The sequence below is a fragment of the Novosphingobium kaempferiae genome (assembly GCF_021227995.1).
GTDB lineage: Bacteria > Pseudomonadota > Alphaproteobacteria > Sphingomonadales > Sphingomonadaceae > Novosphingobium > Novosphingobium kaempferiae.
On record NZ_CP089301.1, the window covers coordinates 2104571 to 2120994 of the forward strand.

Genomic DNA, 16424 nt, shown 5'->3' on the forward strand with positions numbered 1-16424 from the left:
GGCTGGGAGCATCACGCTCCCGGCCCCTTTTTCCTTCAACCTCAGCCCCGGATCAGACCGGACGCTCGCCCTTCACCTGGATGCGATAGCCCGAACGGACCTGCGGGAAGTAGTCCCAGATCGCCATGTGCTGGCCGCAACGGTTGTCCCACACGGCGATGGCGTGCGGGCTCCAGGTGAAGCGGCACTGGAACATCGGGCTCTGCACATGCTCGAACAGGAAGGTCAGCAGCGCCTCGCTCTCCCGCTCCGCGAGCCCGTTGATCTTCGTCGTGTAGCCCCGGTTGACGTAGAGCGCCTTGCGGCCCGTCACCGGATGGACGCGCGCGATCGGGTGCGAGGTGCGCGGCAGTTCCATGCCCTCGGGCACGATGTCGCCGAACGCCTTCACGCCGTCATGCACGGCGGTCAGCCCTTCCAGATGCGCCTTCATCCGGTCGGACAGCGCATCCCACGCGGCGTACATGTTGGAGAACACGGTGTCGCCGCCCAGCGGCGGGATCGTGTGGAGATAGAGGATCGAGCCCATCGGCGGCTCCGGATCGCAGCTCATGTCCGAGTGCCAGTCCTCGCCCGCGACATAGGTCGAGTTCTCGTCAGCGTGCATCTTCGTGATCTCGTCGTAGCCCGGCACGCGCCACGGCTTCGTGCTGGGCGCGACGTGCGCCTCTCCGAACACCGCCGCGAGACGGCGATGCGCGTCGAAATCGAGCGGCTGGTCGCGCAGGAAGATCACGAGGTGGTCGGCCAGCGCCATGCGCAGTTCCTCGGCCACATCCTCGCCATAAGGCTGCGTCAGGTCGACGCCGCTGACATACGCGCCGATCGTGGGGTTGAGCCGCTCGATCGTGAGCAGCTCGTATTTGCTCTCCGCCTCCGGCTTCGCCTGCACCGCCACTTCCATCCCACGCTCCTGTCGTTGACGGCGCGAGGTTCGCACCGAATTGCCACGGGTTCAATCGAGCCCGATCTTACGCGCGTGGCGCGCGCACTCTTGAGCGAGAGCGCCTTTCGTCTGGACGGTGCCTAATTCCTCCCCGAGCTTGTCTCGGGGAGGTGGCAGCCCGTCAGGGCTGACGGAGGGGGAATGGCGCGAGGTTCTCCCCCTCCACCACCGCTTCGCGGCGGGCCCCCTCCCCGAGCTTGTCTCGGGGAGGAATTACGCCTTGCGCTTGCGCTTCCTCGGCGCGGCGGTGGACTGGCGCACGATCAGGCGGTGCGGCAGCACGACTTCGCGTGCCGGCCCCTCGCGGTCCTGCTGGAGCAGCGAGTCCAGCATCAGCCGCATCGCCGCCTCGCCGATCTCCACCGTGGGAATGTGAACCGTGGTCAGCGGCGGAATCGCGAAGGCGCCGAAGCGCAAGTCGTCGAAACCGGCGACCGACATCTCGTCCGGCACCGAAATGCCGCGCTGCTGGAGCGCGCTGAGCGCGCCCATCGCCATCTCGTCGTTGGCGCAGGCGACGGCGGTGAAGTCCGCCCCGCCATCGAGCAGGCGCACCATCGCGTCGTAGCCGGACTGGAGCGAGAAATCGCCGTGGGCGATGATCGCCTCGTCGAACTCGATCCGCGCACGCAGCAGGCCCAGCTTGTAGCCGGACAGGCGGTCCTTCGACATGAACTGGTCGAGCGGCCCGGTGATCGCGGCGATGCGCTGGTGGCCAAGCTCGGCAAGATGGCCGACGATCAGCGCGCTCGCCTCATGGTTGTCGGTGCGCACGCGCGGCAGGTCGAGGTCCGGCGGATATTCGCAGGCGGCTACCATCGGCGGCAGCTTGCTCTTGGCCGGGGGTCTCAGCACGATGTCGGGGAGGTTCTTTTCGAGCAGGATCAGCCCGTCGGCCTGCTTGCCCGCGATCATCGAGGTGTACTTGTTCAGCGTCTCGGGATCGCCTTCGGTGATGCCGAGCAGGACGCGCATCTTGTTGGCGCGCGCCACGTTCTCGATCCCCTCGACGAAGGCGGAGGTGAACGGGTTGTAGATGCTGGGCACCGCGACGATCACGTTGTCGCTGCGCTGACGGCGCAGGCCTGCGGCCAGGTGGTTGGGCTCGTAATTGAGGTCGGCGATGGCCGCCTCGATCCGCTCGATCGTGGCGGGGCGCACCAGCGAGGGTGTGCTGAGCGCCCGCGAGACGGTGGCGACCGATACTCCCGCGACGCGGGCGATGTCCTTGATGTTGGCCATTGTATGTAAACGTTACATAGGCACGCAGGGCGGAGCAAGCGGCGTTGCGGCGATTACAAAATTGCAATCCTGCGGCCACCTCGGTTCAGCCCATTCGTCATTGCGAGCGCAGCGAAGCAATCCACGACGACCCGCGCCGCTGGATTGCTTCGCTGCGCTCGCAATGACGAGGTGCGGCCTTACTCCGCCGCGATGATCTCCGCCGCCCGCCATGCGAACGCCATCGCCGGACCGTTGGTATTGCCCGAGATTGCCGTGGGCATCGCCGAGCAGTCCGCAACGTAGAGGCCGGAGACGCCGTGGACCCGGAGCCCGGCATCGACGACGCCCTCCTCCGCCGATCCCATGCGGCACGTCCCCGTCCCGTGGAGGCCGGTGGAGACCATCCAGTTCACCGCCTGCTGTATCTCGGCGTCGCTCTGTACCGAGGGGCCGGGCACGGTTTCCTCGCCGATGAAGGGCGCGATCGAGGGCTGGGCCATGATCTCGCGCACCTTGCGGATGGCGCGCAGGATGGTGGTGCGGTCCTCCGGCGCAGCGAACCAGTTGGGTACCAGACGCGGCGGCGCGGCGGGGTCGGTGCTCGCCAGTTCGACGTAGCCGTGGCTGTTCGGGCGCAGGCAGAACGCGGTCGCGGTGATGCCCGGAACCGCCTCGGTCTGGCCACGCCCGGCCTCGGGCTTGTCGTCTTCCGACGCCGCCATCGAATAAGGCGAGATGCCAAGCTGCAGGTCCGGCCAGTCGGCATCGGATTCGAGCGAGGCCATGATCGAGACCTCGGGCAGCAGCGAGGCCATGAGCCCCTTGCCGGTCAGGATGTAGCGCAGGCCATGCCAGTAGGCGCGCCAGCCCCGGAACTCGTGGTTGAGCCCGCGCGCCTTCTTGAGCCGCCATGACAGCGCGACCATCATGTGCTCGTTCATGTTGCGCCCGACATGGCGGTTCTCATGCACCACGTCGATGCCGTGACGGGCGAGCACGTCCGCCGGGCCGATGCCCGAAAGCTGGAGCAGCTTGGGGCTCTGTAGCACGCCTGCGGTCAGGATCGTGCGCCCGGCGGTGAAGGCCACCTGCTCGCCCCCGATGTCGACCAGAACGCCGGTCGCCTGCCTGCCCTCGAACGTCACGCGGCGCACCAGCGCACCGGTGTGGATGGTGAGGTTGGGCCGCTTGGCCGCCGTCTTCAGGAACGCGGTATAGGCGGTCACGCGGTTGCCGCGCGGGTCCACCGTCTGCTGCGTCGGCCCGGCGACCTGCGTGCCCGGCGTGTTCACGTCGTCGAGCACCGGGATGCCCGCCTCGCGCGCGGCGCTCAGGATCGCGCCGGTCATGACCGGATCGCCCTGCGGCACCGTCGTCACCTCAAGCGGACCACGGCGGCCGCGCTTGCCGTAGCTCTTGCCGTGATAGTCTTCGAGTTCCTGATAGCAGCGCTCGATCTCGGCCCAGTTCCAGCCCGCGTTGCCCCGCGCCGCCCATGCATCGTAATCGCGCGGCTGGCCACGGAAGTACCAGGTGCCGTTGACCGCACTCGATCCGCCAAGGCCCTTGCCGTAGAACCACGTCTCCCCGGCGGGACGTTCGCCCTGCTGCTCGGCGGGGAACGGCCAGTACCACTTGGGCTTGGTCCAGATCTTGATCATGCCGCGCGGCATGCGGACCATCAGTTCCTCGTTCCGGCCGCCCGCCTCCAGCAGCAGAACCTGCTTGGAACCGTCCGCGCTCAGGCGCTCGGCAAGGACGCAGCCGGCCGAACCGGCACCGACGATGATGTAGTCGAACTGGGTGCGCATCTTATGGGGTCTCAGGCGTTCTTGTAAGCGGGGAGGAAGCGGAACAGGATGAGCGAAAGGCCCATCGCCACGTAGCTTGCGGCAGGCAGCCAGACGTGCCCGGCCATGACGGCGGTGACGACTTCGGGCGTGACCGGGGCCTTGGCGTCATAGGCGGCAAGGCTGAGGAACCACGCGCCTGCCGCTCCGCCCACGCTCATGCCCAGCTTCACGCCGAAGCTTGAGGCGGCGAAGAGGAAGCCCTGCGCGCGATAGCCGGACTTCCACGCGCCGTAGTCCACCGCATCGGCCATCAGCGAGAACAGCAGGCCGCCGATCAGGCCTTGCCCGATGTAGGCGATGCAGTTGGTCGCGATCAGCCAGGTATGGTCGTTCGACAATGGCATTATCGCGGTGAATACGGTGGCGACGACGGCGCCGATGGCGCCCGTCATGCGCTTGCCGATGGCATTGGCGCAGACGCCCGCAAGGCCGGTGCCGACCAGCACCGCAAGCATCGTCAGCATCAGCGTGGAGGTGAATTCGGCATCGCCCAGCACGTTCTGCGCGAAGTAGACGAACGACTGGATATGGCCAGTAAAGCCGATCCAGAAGAAGAAGTTGACCAGCATCGTCGCGATCCACGGCCAGTTGCCGCGCGTGGCCTGAAGCGACTGCGCGGTGGTCAGCTTTGCGACGGAATGATCGACCTCCACCCGCTCGCGCGTGTTCGAAGGCGTTGAGCATGCAGACCAGCGTGATCGCGCCGGTGATCGAGGCAAGCACGACGAAACCGTGCGCCTCGTTCCCGTTGCTGAATGCCTTGACCAGCGGCAGCGCCGCATAGCCGATGCCGACCGTGGCCGAGGAGCCCACGAATTCGCGCAGGGCGTTGACGGTGTTGCGCTGCTTGGGATCGCGCGTCAGCGTCGGCAGCATCGAATTGAGCGGCAGGCTGACGGCGGAATAGAGGATGCCCATCAGCGTGTAGGTCGCGAAGATGAACGCGATCTTCTGCCAGCCGTCGAGCGGCGGCGCCCAGAACACGATGGCGCCGCACACCGCAAAGGGCAGTGCCAGCCACAGCAGGAACGGGCGATGCTTGCCCCAGCGCGTCTCGGTGCGGTCGATCAGCAGGCCCATCAGCGGGTCGAACACCGCATCGACGCAGCGCGCGATCAGGAACAGCGAGGCGACCGTGCCCGCGCTCACACCATAGATGTCGGTGTAGAAGTAGAGCAGGTAGGCATTGGTCATGCCGAACGGCAGGTTGATGCCGAAATTGCCCAGCGCGTAGCTGAGCTTCTCGCGCCAGGTCAGCGCGGAGGGCAATGCCCGGGCCAGCGCCCCGCTCATGCAGCGGTCCCGGCTGGCAGGCGCGCGATCACTTCGCCCGCGAAGGCCAGCGACTTGCGGGTCTCGGTCAGGGGGTCCGGCACGGCGTCGATCTCCAGGATGGCCCACTTCTGATCGGCCTTCGATATCATGAGCGCGGCCCAGGCGTCGAAGTCCACCGTGCCTTCGCCGATGGCGCAGAAATATTCGCGGTGGGCGTGATGGATGCCGTGGTCGATGGGGATGTTGATCGGCATCGGCCCCTTCGCGTCCTTCCAGTGCGCGGTGACGACGCGCTCGATGTGTCGGGCGACCACGGTGGCCGGATCGCCGCCCGACAGCAGGATATGCGCGCTGTCAGGGCAGAAGCCGACGTAGACCGGGTCGGTCAGCATCATCAGCAGGTCGATGTCGCTCGGCTGGCAGAACGTGGAGTGCGCTTCGGTATGCAGCGCCAGCCGCACGCCATGACGCAGCGTCAGCGCGCCAAGGCGGTTGCAGAAGCTCGCCGACTTGCGGGCGAAATCGGCGTCGACGAAGACCGGCGGCTCGGCGTCCCAACTGGTCCGCATCGGCAGGCCCATCACCATGATATCGGAACCCCAGGCTGCCAGCGCCTTGGCCGCACTCTCCGCCCGTTCCAACCAGCGCGCCTCGACTTCCGCATCGCCCACGCCGCCTTCGATGGCGACATCGGCGAAGAAACCGCTGGCGATGGCAAGGCCGCGACGATCGAGTTCCGCCTTCGCGGACTCGATCGAGCCATAGGCGGCGATGAGGCTTTCGGGGCCGAAGGGGTCGAAGGTCAGTTCGATGCCGGTGACGCCACTTTCCTGCAGGGTGTCGAGCATCCGGCCCCAGAACGCGCGCGGCTGCTCGCGACCGAAGGTGACGACCGCCTCTTCATCCGTCATCCCCCAGAAACCGGGATGGAAGAAGGTGATGAGATCGACCCCGAACGAGAGCATTGCGACGAACTACCTTAGCTGCGACGGTGCCTCTGCAATCGCGGGACACCCTCAATGTAAACCTTTTCTTTTCTGAAAAAGCCCCAATCGCCGCAGCTTGTCAAGCGATGGCTTCAGTGGGCTTGCACGAATGGCGGTTTTCCGCGTAAAGTTTCATTGGTATCGTTTTCATTTATGTCGTCCGACGACGCGCAAGGGAGAGAGAAACTGCATGTCTGAGCGCATTCGCATGGGCCTTATCGGCGGCGGTCCGGGCTCGTTCATCGGGCCGGTTCACCGAATCGCGGCGGAGCTCGATCGGGAAATCGTGCTCGTCGCCGGGGCCTTCAGCCGCGATCCGCAGCGCAGCGCGGAAGCTGGACGCGGTTACGGCATCGACCCTTCGCGCGCCTACGCATCGGTCGAAGCCATGCTGGAGGCGGAAGCGGCGCGCGAGGACGGCATCCAGTTCGTCACCATCGCCTCGCCCAACTCCCACCACCTGCCCGCCGCCCGCGCCGCCATCGCGGCAGGCATCGCGGTGATGAGCGACAAGCCGATGACCGCGACGCTGGCCGAAGCGCGCGAACTGGCCGACCTGCTCGCCGCCGATGCGGTGCCCTACGGCCTGACCTATACCTATTCCGGCTACCCCCTCGTCCGCGAAATGCGCGAACGCATCGCGGCAGGCGCCGTCGGCCCGATCCGCAAGGTGATCGTCGAGTACAATCAGGGCTGGCTCGCCGGCGCGGGTGAGGGCAAGCAGGCCGAATGGCGGCTCGATCCGACGCGCTCGGGCGAAGGCGGCTGCATCGCCGACATCGGCGTCCACGCCTTCCACCTCGCCGAATTCGTTACTGGGCTGCGCGTCAACCGCATCAATGCCGACCTTGGCACCGTGGTCCCGGGCCGCCTGCTGGACGACGACTGCCAGATGTTCCTGCGCTTCGACAACGGCGCACGCGGCCTGCTCATGGCCTCGCAGGTCATGACCGGCGAGGGCAACGATCTTGCCATCCGCATCTACGGCGAGAACGGTGGCTACCGCTGGAGCCAGGAAAACCCCAACCGCCTCGAATGGCTGCGCGGCGATGGCGGGTTCGAGGTGATCCGGGCCGCGGATTCCGGGCTTTCCGCGGTCGCCATGCGCGGCACGCGCCTGCCCGGCGGGCATCCCGAGGGCCTGCTCGAATCGCTCGCCAACCTCTATCGCGATTTCGCCATGCAGCTGCGCGGCGAGTCTGGATCGCTCGTCCCCGGTGTCGAGGACGGATTGCGCGGCATGGCGCTGGTCGCAACCGCCGTCGCCGCAAGCCGCGAGGAACGCGGCTGGATCGACTTTACGGTCTGAAAATCGAGGAAAGACGTCAGCATGAAGACCATCAAGGGGCCAGGCATCTTCCTTGCCCAGTTCGCGGGCAACGACGCCCCGTTCAACTCGCTCGATTCGATCGCGCAGTGGGCGGCAGGGCTCGGCTACAAGGGCGTGCAGGTGCCCAGCAACGACGCGCGCCTGTTCGATCTGGAGAAGGCGGCGGAGAGCCAGGACTACTGCGACGAAGTGCTCGGCACTCTGGCGAAGCACGGCCTGTCGCTGACCGAACTGTCGACCCACATCCAGGGCCAGCTGGTCGCCGTGCATCCGGCCTATGACGCCGCGTTCGACGCCTTCGCCCCCGAGGCGGTGCGCGGCAATCCCGGCGCGCGGCAGCAGTGGGCGGTGGAGCAGATGATGCTGGCGGCCAAGGCGAGCGAGCGGCTCGGGCTGACGACGCAGGCCAGCTTCTCCGGCGCGCTGGCGTGGCCGTACTTCTACGCCTGGCCGCAGCGCCCGGCGCAGCTGGTGGACGAGGCCTTCGCCGAACTGGCCCACCGCTGGCAGCCGATCCTCGACCGCTTCGACGAATGCGGCGTCGACATCGGCTTCGAACTGCACCCCGGCGAAGACCTGCACGACGGCGTCACTTTCGAACGCTTCCTTGAGGCGACCGGCAACCACCCGCGCGCCAACATTCTTTACGATCCCAGCCACATGGTCCTGCAGCAGCTCGATTATCTGGGATTCCTCGACGTCTATCACGAGCGCGTGAAGTGCTTCCACGTCAAGGACGCGGAATTCCGCCCCTCCCCCAAGGCGGGCGTCTATGGCGGCTATCTCGGCTGGGTCGACCGGCCGGGCCGATTCCGTTCGCTGGGTGACGGGCAGGTCGATTTCGGCGCGATCTTCTCCAAGATGGCGCAGTACGATTTCGACGGCTGGGCCGTGCTCGAATGGGAATGCGCGCTCAAGCATCCCGAAGTCGGCGCGGCGGAAGGCGCGCCCTTCATCGAAAAGCATATCATCCGCGTCACCGAGCACGCCTTCGACGATTTCGCCGGCGGCGACGGCAGCATCCCGGACTTCAGCCGGATGGGCATGGTCTAGACCCCACCTTCGGTCGTCATTGCGAGCGCAGCGAAGCAATCCAGAGTGGCGTCTGCCGCTGGATTGCTTCGCTGCGCTCGCAATGACGAATTTTGGCGCGAACCCGATCACGTGGTTCTGGAAAATGGAAGCCCCGGGAGTGCGGATCCTCCCGGGGCTTCTCTTTACCGTCTGCGGTGCGACCCGAGAAGGCTCTGCGCCATCGGCTGCAAGGGGCGGAGGGAGGAGATCACCCGCTTGGCCGTAGAATGTCCCCTCAGGGACCAACGCATGTGCAGCCTATACGTGTAAACGATATCATCATCAAGCTGTACGAAAGGTCAGCCTGTGCCATTTCGGGCCTCGCCGCATTCGCCAGCCTTATCATTCGGTTGCGGCGGAGGGAGAGCAGCTTCGCAGCGTCTGCCCGGCGCGAGCGCAGGATAGCGATCGAGAATCGCGGCAGTGACACCGTTTGTCCAGCCGAAGCCGTCCTGCAAAGGATACTCACCCCCGCCACCGGCACGGCGCTCCTCGATGTCGTATTTCTCCAGCATCTTGCCGGTTTCGAGGTAGGTGCAGTTGACCGTGCCGAGCCATCGCGCGGCGATGTCCTTCGCCGCAGTGTCCTGCCCGTAGCGGCGCAGCCCCTCGATCGCGACCCACTGCAGCGGCGCCCAGCCGTTCGGGGCGTCCCACTGTTGCCCGGTCCGCTGCGTGGTGGTCCTGAGCCCGCCCCCGGCGATCAGCGTGCGCCGGGTCTCTCCCGCGACAAGCCCCGCCTGCTGGGAAGAGGCCATGCCGACGAACAGCGGGAACAGCGTCGCGCTCGATTCCACCGAGCTCGGCTTGCCATCGGCAAGCAGCCAGTCGGCGTAGCGCTGTTCCCGCGCGCGCCACATATAGTGGTCGACGGCGGCCTTGCGCGCGGCGGCGCGGCGGGAGAAGTCGCGCACGCAGGGCTGGTCGCCCGCCTGACGGCAGCCCTTCTCGATGCGCTTCTCCATCGCCCACATCAGCGCGTTGAGATCGACCGGGACGACCTCGCCGGTGCGGATGGTGGCAAGGTTCTGCGGATCGGCCAGCCAGCGCGAGCTGAAGTCCCAGCCGCTCTCCGCCGCAGCGCGCAGGTCGCGATAGACTTCGGGCGCGGGGCGCCCCGTGGCCTTGGCGGCGGTGGCGCGGTCCTCGGCGAAGGATTCGTCGCGCGGGGTATCGCGGTCGTCCCAGTAGCGGTTGAGCACGCTGCCGTCAGGCATGCGGACCACGCGGCGGCAGGGCGTAGCGGGCTTCGCGCAGTCCTCCCCGGCCATCCACCACGCATGCTCCTTGCGCAGCGCGGCAAGGCGGCGGGCACGCACGGTGCCGTCGGTCTGCTTCGACAGGTCGAGCATCAGCGCGAAGAACGGCGGTTGCGAGCGGCTGAGATAATAGGTGCGCGTGCCGTTGGGGATATGGTCGAAGCGCTCGATCAAGCTGGCGAAGTCATCGATCATGCCCTCGACGAGATCGTCGCGCCTGTCGGCGACGAGGCCGAGCATCGTGAAATAGGAATCCCAGTAGTAGATTTCGCGGAAGCGCCCACCCGGCACCACGTAAGGCTCCGGCAGCGCGATCGCCGAGCTTCCGGGTGGCGGCGTCGCTTCCTGCCGCGCCAGTTGCGGCCAGAGCGTCCGGATATGTTCGCGCAGCGGCGGACGGGGCTGATCGTTGACGCCGGGCACCGTGAAGTTGTCGAGCACGAAGGCGCGCAGTTCGACGGGAGACTTCGGCGGCGTGCGCGCGTAGTCTGCCATAATCGCGTCGGGCGCCCGTTTGGGCACGGCATCGACGAAGGTCTTGCCGTCCTCGAACACGCGGCCTTCCTGCACGGCAGTGAACAGGTCGCCGAACTGGTCGGCGGGCGATGGTGCGTCGTTGGCCGCCAGCGCGATCACGAGCAGCGGGGCGCAGATGCCCGCGGCGATGCGGCGCAACGGTCGCAGCCTGCCCTTCACGATGCCGTCTCCACTGCCGAAACTCCCCTTGTCGCCTGTAGTGGGCAACGGGCGAGGCGGGCCAGGGTTGCAGGCGCTTTGCCCTGGCGGGAGACCGCCCGGCGGGTTCATGACGCTTTCTTTGCGCATGATGCCCCGCCGTTTGATCGCGAGCGCACGGGGCCAGTTGACGCTTGCGTCCGGGGGCGATTCGCCGAAGTTTCGAGGGGCGCAGAGAAACGGCCCACGGTTTTCGGCCATTTCCTGCAAGACCAGTTTACGATGTCGAATGCATGTCCGATGGCGTATCGCCAGACGGGAAAAGACCAAGAGTTCAGGGAAAAGCGAGCGGGTTTCGAGGCGACCATGACCGCCCTCGAAGGCACCCGCAGGGGCGAACCGGATCAACCGGACGCCGACCGAAGAATTTCGGGACGGGGATCAGCGGCAGCGGAAAGGCGGTGCCAACAGGCGTATCGTTGCGGTGCGCCCTCTTCTGATGGGGGATTATTGTGATCAAGAGAGCTCGATACATGGGCGCCGCCGGCGTCTCCGCACTGGCCCTGCTGGCGGCGACCTGCCCGGTCGCGGCGCATGCCGAAGAGGCGGCTGCGGCGGATGCCGCCCCTGACGCCGCTGCCGACGCTGCGGCATCGGGCGGACCGATAGGCGAGATCGTCGTCTCGGCCGAACGCACCAACGTCACGCTTCAGAAGGCGGCGCTGTCCGTCGCCGTGGTCACCGACGAGACGCTCAACCAGGCCAACATCACCGAGATCACCGGCCTCAACGGCAGCGTGCCCGGCCTTGTCGTCGCCAAGAGCGGCGGCGGCGAGCGCATGATCTCGATCCGCGGCATCGGATCGGAAACGCCGGAGAACCCCTCCACCCAACCCGGCGTCTCGTTCCACGTCGACGGCGTCTACATCTTCAACTCGATCGCCGCGAACGCCGCCTTCATCGACGTCGCGCAGGTCGAAGTCCTGCGTGGCCCGCAGGGCACCATGTACGGGCAAGGCTCGACCGGCGGCACGATCAACGTCGTCTCCAAGCAGCCCGACCCCACCGAGATGTCGGGCTCCGCGAACATCGGCTACGGCAACTACAATCTGCTGAAGGCCGACGCCGCCATCAACGTGCCGATCACCGACACGCTGGCGATCCGCGCCGCCGGCCAGCACTACCGCCATGACGGCTACGCCAAGGCCACCGACGTCGCCGGCGATCCCGACTACGAACTGGACGACGCCGACGAATGGGGCGGCAAGTTCGCGGTCAAGTGGACCCCGAACGACCGCGTCTCGGTCCTGCTCTCAACCATCCAGTACAAGGGCGACCAGAACGCCACCGCGCAGAAGAACGTCCTCGACCCCAATCCCGACCCGCGCGAACTGACGCAGGACTTCCCCGGCAAGACCTACATCCGCACCCAGCTCTACTACGGCGTCATCAAGTTCGACCTCGGCGGCGCGACGTTCAGCTCGATCACCAGCTACCAGAAGCTGCACAGCGACCTGTCGTGGGACGGCGACGGCCTGAACCGCGAACTGTTCTTCGACGTCAGCGGCGGCTTCGCCAGCTACGACCACATCGCGACGTGGGAGCAGAACACGACGTCGTGGACGCAGGAATACAACATCGCGTCCGACACCGACGGCCCGTTCCGCTGGATCGTCGGCGGCGTCTACCTGCGCTCGAAGAACAAGAACTACATCAACGAGTACCGCTCGAACGTCGGAGACGGGCTCAACCCGCCGCTCGCGACCAACACGCCGTACAACGACCCGCTGGTTTCCGCGATCACCTACGCCGAACTCTCGGCGGTCACGCGCGAGGCCTATGCCGGGTACGCGCAGGCCAGCCTGGAAGTGAACAAGGCGCTCACCGTCACGGCGGGCCTGCGCTACAACCATGACAAGTACACCGGCGTCACCGACAGCATGTCGGGCGGCACCAGCGGCAACACGTCGGGCGCGTACCTCCAGCCCGAACCCGGCGTCGGCACCAGCACCGCGCGCCTGACCGGCAAGTTCGCGCTCGACTACCAGCTCACGCCCAGCAACATGGTCTATGCAAGCTACACCCGCGGCTTCAAGCCGGGCGGCATCAACAGCGCGGCCTCGGGCGGCAACAGCTCGTTCCTCGCGCTCGGCTGGGATACCGGCGTCAAGCCGACCTACAAGCCCGAGACGCTGGACTCGATCGAGATCGGCTCGAAGAACCGCTTCTTCGGCAACACGCTGCAGATCAACGCCTCGGCGTTCTACTACTTCTACAAGGATCTCCAGTTCCTCGAAGAAGACGCGATCCTGTTCGGCGAGGGCATCAGCAACGGGCCGAAGGCCGAAGTCTACGGCGCCGAGCTGGAGATGGACTGGCACGCCACCGAGCACCTGCGCTTCGAAGGCTCGCTCTCGCTGCTCCATGGCGAGTTCAAGGGCGACTACCTCGCGCTCAACGCCACTTCGGCGGACGCGGCGCAAGTCGCGGCTGGCTACGGTGGCGTCGGCGGGTTCTTCGCCAACTTCTACCCGGCCTCGCTGGTCCGCGAGGCGGCGCGCGAGAACATCAACGGCAACAAGATCCCCAAGATGCCCTCGGTTCAGGGATCGGCGGCGGTCTCGTGGACCGGAGAGATCGGCCCCGGCCAGCTCACCGCCCGCGCGCAGTACATCTATCGCGGCAAGTTCGAATCGCGCGTCTTCAACACCCCGGTGCAGGACGACACGCCCGACTATTCGCAGGTGAACCTCTTCGCCAGCTACGCCTTCGCCGACAGCGGCATCAGCGTCTCGGCGACGGTGACCAACCTATTCGACAAGAACGGCATCAACTCGCGCTTCACCGATCCTTACGGCAGCGGGCAGATCTCCGACACCTACATCGCTCCGCGCCAGGCGATCTTCTCGGTCGGCTACAAGTTCTGAGCCAGGCGGGTCGCAACGAAAAGGCCGCCGTCCGAAAGGGCGGCGGCCTTTGGCGTTCCGGGATGGCCCGTCAGGGTTTGGGCGCCGCCAGCTTCGCCCGCTCGAAGTAGGCGGCGTCGATCATGTCGAAGGCTTTCCTGCCGAACCCGGCGCGCACGACCGGACCTTGGTTGGCGAACTCCATCAGCGCATCGCCCGCCACATCATAGCGCGGCCAGACCGGCGCGCCGCCGCCGTTGGGGTCGGACGCCTTGGCAAAGCGCAGCCAGTAGCCGCTCATAGCCTGCGCCATCGGGGTGTCCGCCGCGCCTTCCTCGAACTGCGCGCCGGAAACCTCGTTGTGCATGGCGAGGCTGATCTCGGCCGAATGCCGCGTGCCGTAGATCCTGCCGCGCGCCGCCACCGGCACGTAGCTGACGTGGTAGAGGTAGGTCGGCGCACCGCCCGCCGCGGAACGCCGGGCGAGGTAGCGCGCCGGGGCGGTCATGAAGGCATCGCCCCACAAGTGCTGCATCGCCTCCGCTTCAGGCACGGTGCCACCCTTGCGGTAGATCTCCATCAGCTTCCCGGCCCGCTCTCCCATCGCCGGGATCACCGCCTTCTCGGCGCCCGGAATGTACTTGAGCAGGCTGTCCTCCCACGAATTCGCGCCGACCATGTAGGGCACATGCGCGACCTCGCCCTTGAGGAACGCCTCGTCCACCGGCTGCGGCACGATGCGCCCGTCGATGACGATGCCGCCCAGCACCAGCGGGTTCTTCGGCCCCAGCACCGTCGCGGCGGGCAGCGCGCGCATCGCGGCAAGGTCGCCGTCGCCGATACCCAGCGAGCGCGTCCACTCCAGCCCCGTCTGCTCGGCCTCGGGCATGTAGGTGTCGAGCCGCCGGCCGAAGCCCTTCTGCCCGCCGCCCGACTGCGAGATCGCCTTCGCGAACAGCCCCCGCGCCAGCGGCGAGGCCATCAGCGCGTTGACCGAGAACGCCCCCGCCGATTCCCCGAAGACGGTGACGTTGCCCGGATCGCCGCCGAACGCCGCGATGTTCGCCTGCACCCAGCGCAGCCCCGCCATCTGGTCCATGAGGCCATAGTTGCCGAGCATCCCGTCGGCATCCTCCGCGCTCAGCGCAGGGTGCGAGAACCAGCCGAACCGCGCGAGGCGATAGTTCACGCCGACGACGATCACCCCCTCTCGCGCAAGGTTCGCGCCCTCGTAGACCGGCCAGCTCGCCGATCCCATCGAGAACGCCCCGCCGTAGATCCACACCATCACCGGCAGCTTCGCCGAGGGCTTGGCTCCCGCCGGTCGCCACAGGTTGAGCGTCAGGCAATCCTCGCTGACCGGGCGGACGTAGGCGGCGCTCGGCGGCTCGTCGAGGCCCCACTGCATGCAGTCCGGCCCGTACTCCTGCGCCTTGCGCACGCCCTGCCAGCGGGCGAGCGGCTGCGGCGCGCGCCAGCGCAGCGCGCCCACCGGCGGCGCGGCGAACGGCACGCCGCGAAAGCTTTCCACCGCGTCGTCACGGCGCCCCTCGATCTCGCCCGACGCGGTGCGCACCACCGGCCCGGCGTTTCCGGCGAGCACGGGGGAACTGGTCGCCAGCAGCGCCAGCGTGGCGAGGGCGATGCGGGTCGGGCGGCGGGTCTTCATCGGTCGGCGGCTCCATCTGGGTCGATCCGCTGCATGGGATACGCACGCCGACCGGTCTTTGCCGCCTGCGCGGAAATGCTTGCGCAGGAACCGGTGCGCGCTCAGGCAAGACCGGGCGGGGTCGGCAACCTAGCGAGAATCTTCACCGGCAGGGAGTTTGCATGAGCGTCGCGGTCTTCGGTTCCCTCAATCTCGACATCGCGCTGCGGCTGCCCGTGAAGGCGGCATGGGGCCAGACCCTGCTGGTCGACCACAGCGAGCAGGCGGTCGGCGGCAAGGGGCTCAACCAGGCGGTCGCCGCCGCGCGCTTCGGCTCCGCCACCCGCATGACGGGCGCGGTGGGCGACGACGCGGCGGGCGCGCTGCTGCTCGGCGCGCTGGCGGCTGACGGAGTGGATACCGCGCACGTCGAAGTGCTGGCAGGGCAAGGCAGCGGGCGCGCAACGATCCTCATCGAGCCCGGTGGCGACAACATGATCGCCGTCGAATCCGGCGCCAACATGGCTGCGCGGGCCGAGCGGGCCATGGGCGTGCTCGACGGCGAGACCCGCGTCCTGCTCGCCCAGCTCGAAACCGACATCGACGAGATCGCCGCGCTCTTTTCCAGCGAGGCAGCAAGGCGCACGCGCCGCATCCTCAACGCAGCGCCCGCAATCCCGGCTGGGGCGAAGCTGTTCGAACTGTGCGACATGCTGATCTTCAACCAGACCGAATTCGCCGACTACCTCGGCCTCGACCGCGAGCCGGAAACGCTCGACGACCTCCTCGTCGCCCGCCGCCTGCTGACGCGGCCCGATCAGGTCGTGGTGGTGACGCTCGGCGCGATCGGCTCGGCGGCGGTGCTTGCCGACCGCACGGTCTTCGCGCCCGGCGTCCCGGCCGCCAAGGTGATCGACACCAGCGGCGCGGGCGACTGCTTCTGCGGCGTCCTCGCCGCCTGCGTGGACCAGGGGATCGGGCTGGACGAGGCGCTGAAGCTGGCGAATGCCGCGGCCTCGATCTCGGTCACGCGCCACGGAGCAGCGCCGTCGATGCCGACAAGGGCGGAAGTGGCAGACCTTCCCTAATCCCTCCCCGAGCTTGCTCGGGGAGGTGGCAGCGCGAAGCGCTGACGGAGGGGGAATTGCGCGATCTCTCCCCCTCCACCACCGCCTGCGGCGGCGGTCCCCCTCCACGAGACAAGCTCGGGGAGGAACTGTCGTCGTCCCGGACTTGATCCGGGACCGG

General features: G+C 67.3%; 11 protein-coding genes and 1 pseudogene. 4 read left to right on the forward strand and 8 right to left on the reverse strand.

Annotated elements, in window-relative coordinates; translation table 11 throughout:
* Positions 1-52: 52 nt before the first annotated feature.
* The 6 genes and pseudogenes from LO787_RS09670 to LO787_RS09690 all read right to left on the reverse strand — a co-directional run bounded on the left by LO787_RS09670 (position 53) and on the right by LO787_RS09690 (position 6263).
* Complete coding sequence (locus LO787_RS09670) at positions 53-904, reverse strand: TauD/TfdA dioxygenase family protein (protein ID WP_232495619.1); 852 nt, start codon at positions 902-904, stop codon at positions 53-55.
* Positions 905-1159: 255 nt separating this feature from the next.
* Positions 1160-2188, reverse strand: coding sequence for a LacI family DNA-binding transcriptional regulator (locus LO787_RS09675; protein WP_232495620.1), 1029 nt, complete (start codon positions 2186-2188; stop codon positions 1160-1162).
* A gap of 179 nt (positions 2189-2367) precedes the next feature.
* On the reverse strand, positions 2368-3981 hold the full coding sequence (locus tag LO787_RS09680; RefSeq protein WP_232495621.1) for a GMC family oxidoreductase: 1614 nt from the start codon (positions 3979-3981) through the stop codon (positions 2368-2370).
* Positions 3982-3992: 11 nt separating this feature from the next.
* Positions 3993-4676, reverse strand: coding sequence for an MFS transporter (locus LO787_RS26100; protein WP_255700862.1), 684 nt, complete (start codon positions 4674-4676; stop codon positions 3993-3995).
* A gap of 76 nt (positions 4677-4752) precedes the next feature.
* Positions 4753-5316: pseudogene (locus LO787_RS26105) on the reverse strand (MFS transporter); the annotation flags it as partial.
* On the reverse strand, positions 5313-6263 hold the full coding sequence (locus tag LO787_RS09690; RefSeq protein ID WP_232495622.1) for a sugar phosphate isomerase/epimerase family protein: 951 nt from the start codon (positions 6261-6263) through the stop codon (positions 5313-5315). The gene LO787_RS09690 and the pseudogene LO787_RS26105, both read right to left, overlap by 4 nt.
* Before the next feature lie 211 nt (positions 6264-6474).
* Between LO787_RS09690 and LO787_RS09695 the strand changes: the two genes are divergently transcribed.
* Both LO787_RS09695 and LO787_RS09700 read left to right on the forward strand, forming a co-directional pair.
* The gene (locus tag LO787_RS09695; protein WP_232495623.1) at positions 6475-7593 is read left to right on the forward strand and encodes a Gfo/Idh/MocA family protein; all 1119 of its coding nucleotides are present in this window, start codon (positions 6475-6477) and stop codon (positions 7591-7593) included.
* A gap of 21 nt (positions 7594-7614) precedes the next feature.
* Positions 7615-8667, forward strand: coding sequence for a sugar phosphate isomerase/epimerase family protein (locus LO787_RS09700; RefSeq protein WP_232495624.1), 1053 nt, complete (start codon positions 7615-7617; stop codon positions 8665-8667).
* Between the two features lie 320 nt (positions 8668-8987).
* On the opposite strand, the gene treF is transcribed toward LO787_RS09700, so the two are convergent.
* A complete protein-coding gene (gene treF, locus LO787_RS09705; RefSeq protein ID WP_232495625.1) occupies positions 8988-10643 on the reverse strand; it encodes an alpha,alpha-trehalase TreF in 1656 nt (551 codons plus the stop codon).
* 512 nt (positions 10644-11155) lie between these two features.
* On the opposite strand from treF, the gene LO787_RS09710 reads away from it, so the two are divergent.
* Entirely contained in the window at positions 11156-13549 is a 2394-nt protein-coding gene (locus tag LO787_RS09710; RefSeq protein ID WP_232495626.1) for a TonB-dependent receptor, read from the forward strand.
* Positions 13550-13619: 70 nt separating this feature from the next.
* Here the strand turns inward: LO787_RS09710 and LO787_RS09715 are convergent, their stop codons facing one another.
* A complete protein-coding gene (locus tag LO787_RS09715) occupies positions 13620-15197 on the reverse strand; it encodes a carboxylesterase/lipase family protein (RefSeq protein WP_232495627.1) in 1578 nt (525 codons plus the stop codon).
* Positions 15198-15358: 161 nt separating this feature from the next.
* Here LO787_RS09715 and LO787_RS09720 point away from each other — a divergent pair, with 161 nt between their 5' ends.
* Entirely contained in the window at positions 15359-16264 is a 906-nt protein-coding gene (locus LO787_RS09720) for a ribokinase (protein ID WP_232495628.1), read from the forward strand.
* Positions 16265-16424 lie beyond the last annotated feature (160 nt).

What these genes read in the sequence shown, in the direction of transcription:
- LO787_RS09670 (WP_232495619.1), bottom strand. Translation starts at nt 904, where the DNA reads ATGGAAGTGGCGGTGCAGGCGAAGCCGGAGGCGGAGAGCAAATACGAG.
- LO787_RS09675 (WP_232495620.1), bottom strand. Translation starts at nt 2,188, where the DNA reads ATGGCCAACATCAAGGACATCGCCCGCGTCGCGGGAGTATCGGTCGCC.
- LO787_RS09680 (WP_232495621.1), bottom strand. Translation starts at nt 3,981, where the DNA reads ATGCGCACCCAGTTCGACTACATCATCGTCGGTGCCGGTTCGGCCGGC.
- LO787_RS09690 (WP_232495622.1), bottom strand. Translation starts at nt 6,263, where the DNA reads ATGCTCTCGTTCGGGGTCGATCTCATCACCTTCTTCCATCCCGGTTTC.
- LO787_RS09695 (WP_232495623.1), top strand. Translation starts at nt 6,475, where the DNA reads ATGTCTGAGCGCATTCGCATGGGCCTTATCGGCGGCGGTCCGGGCTCG.
- LO787_RS09700 (WP_232495624.1), top strand. Translation starts at nt 7,615, where the DNA reads ATGAAGACCATCAAGGGGCCAGGCATCTTCCTTGCCCAGTTCGCGGGC.
- LO787_RS09710 (WP_232495626.1), top strand. Translation starts at nt 11,156, where the DNA reads ATGGGCGCCGCCGGCGTCTCCGCACTGGCCCTGCTGGCGGCGACCTGC.
- LO787_RS09715 (WP_232495627.1), bottom strand. Translation starts at nt 15,197, where the DNA reads ATGAAGACCCGCCGCCCGACCCGCATCGCCCTCGCCACGCTGGCGCTG.
- LO787_RS09720 (WP_232495628.1), top strand. Translation starts at nt 15,359, where the DNA reads ATGAGCGTCGCGGTCTTCGGTTCCCTCAATCTCGACATCGCGCTGCGG.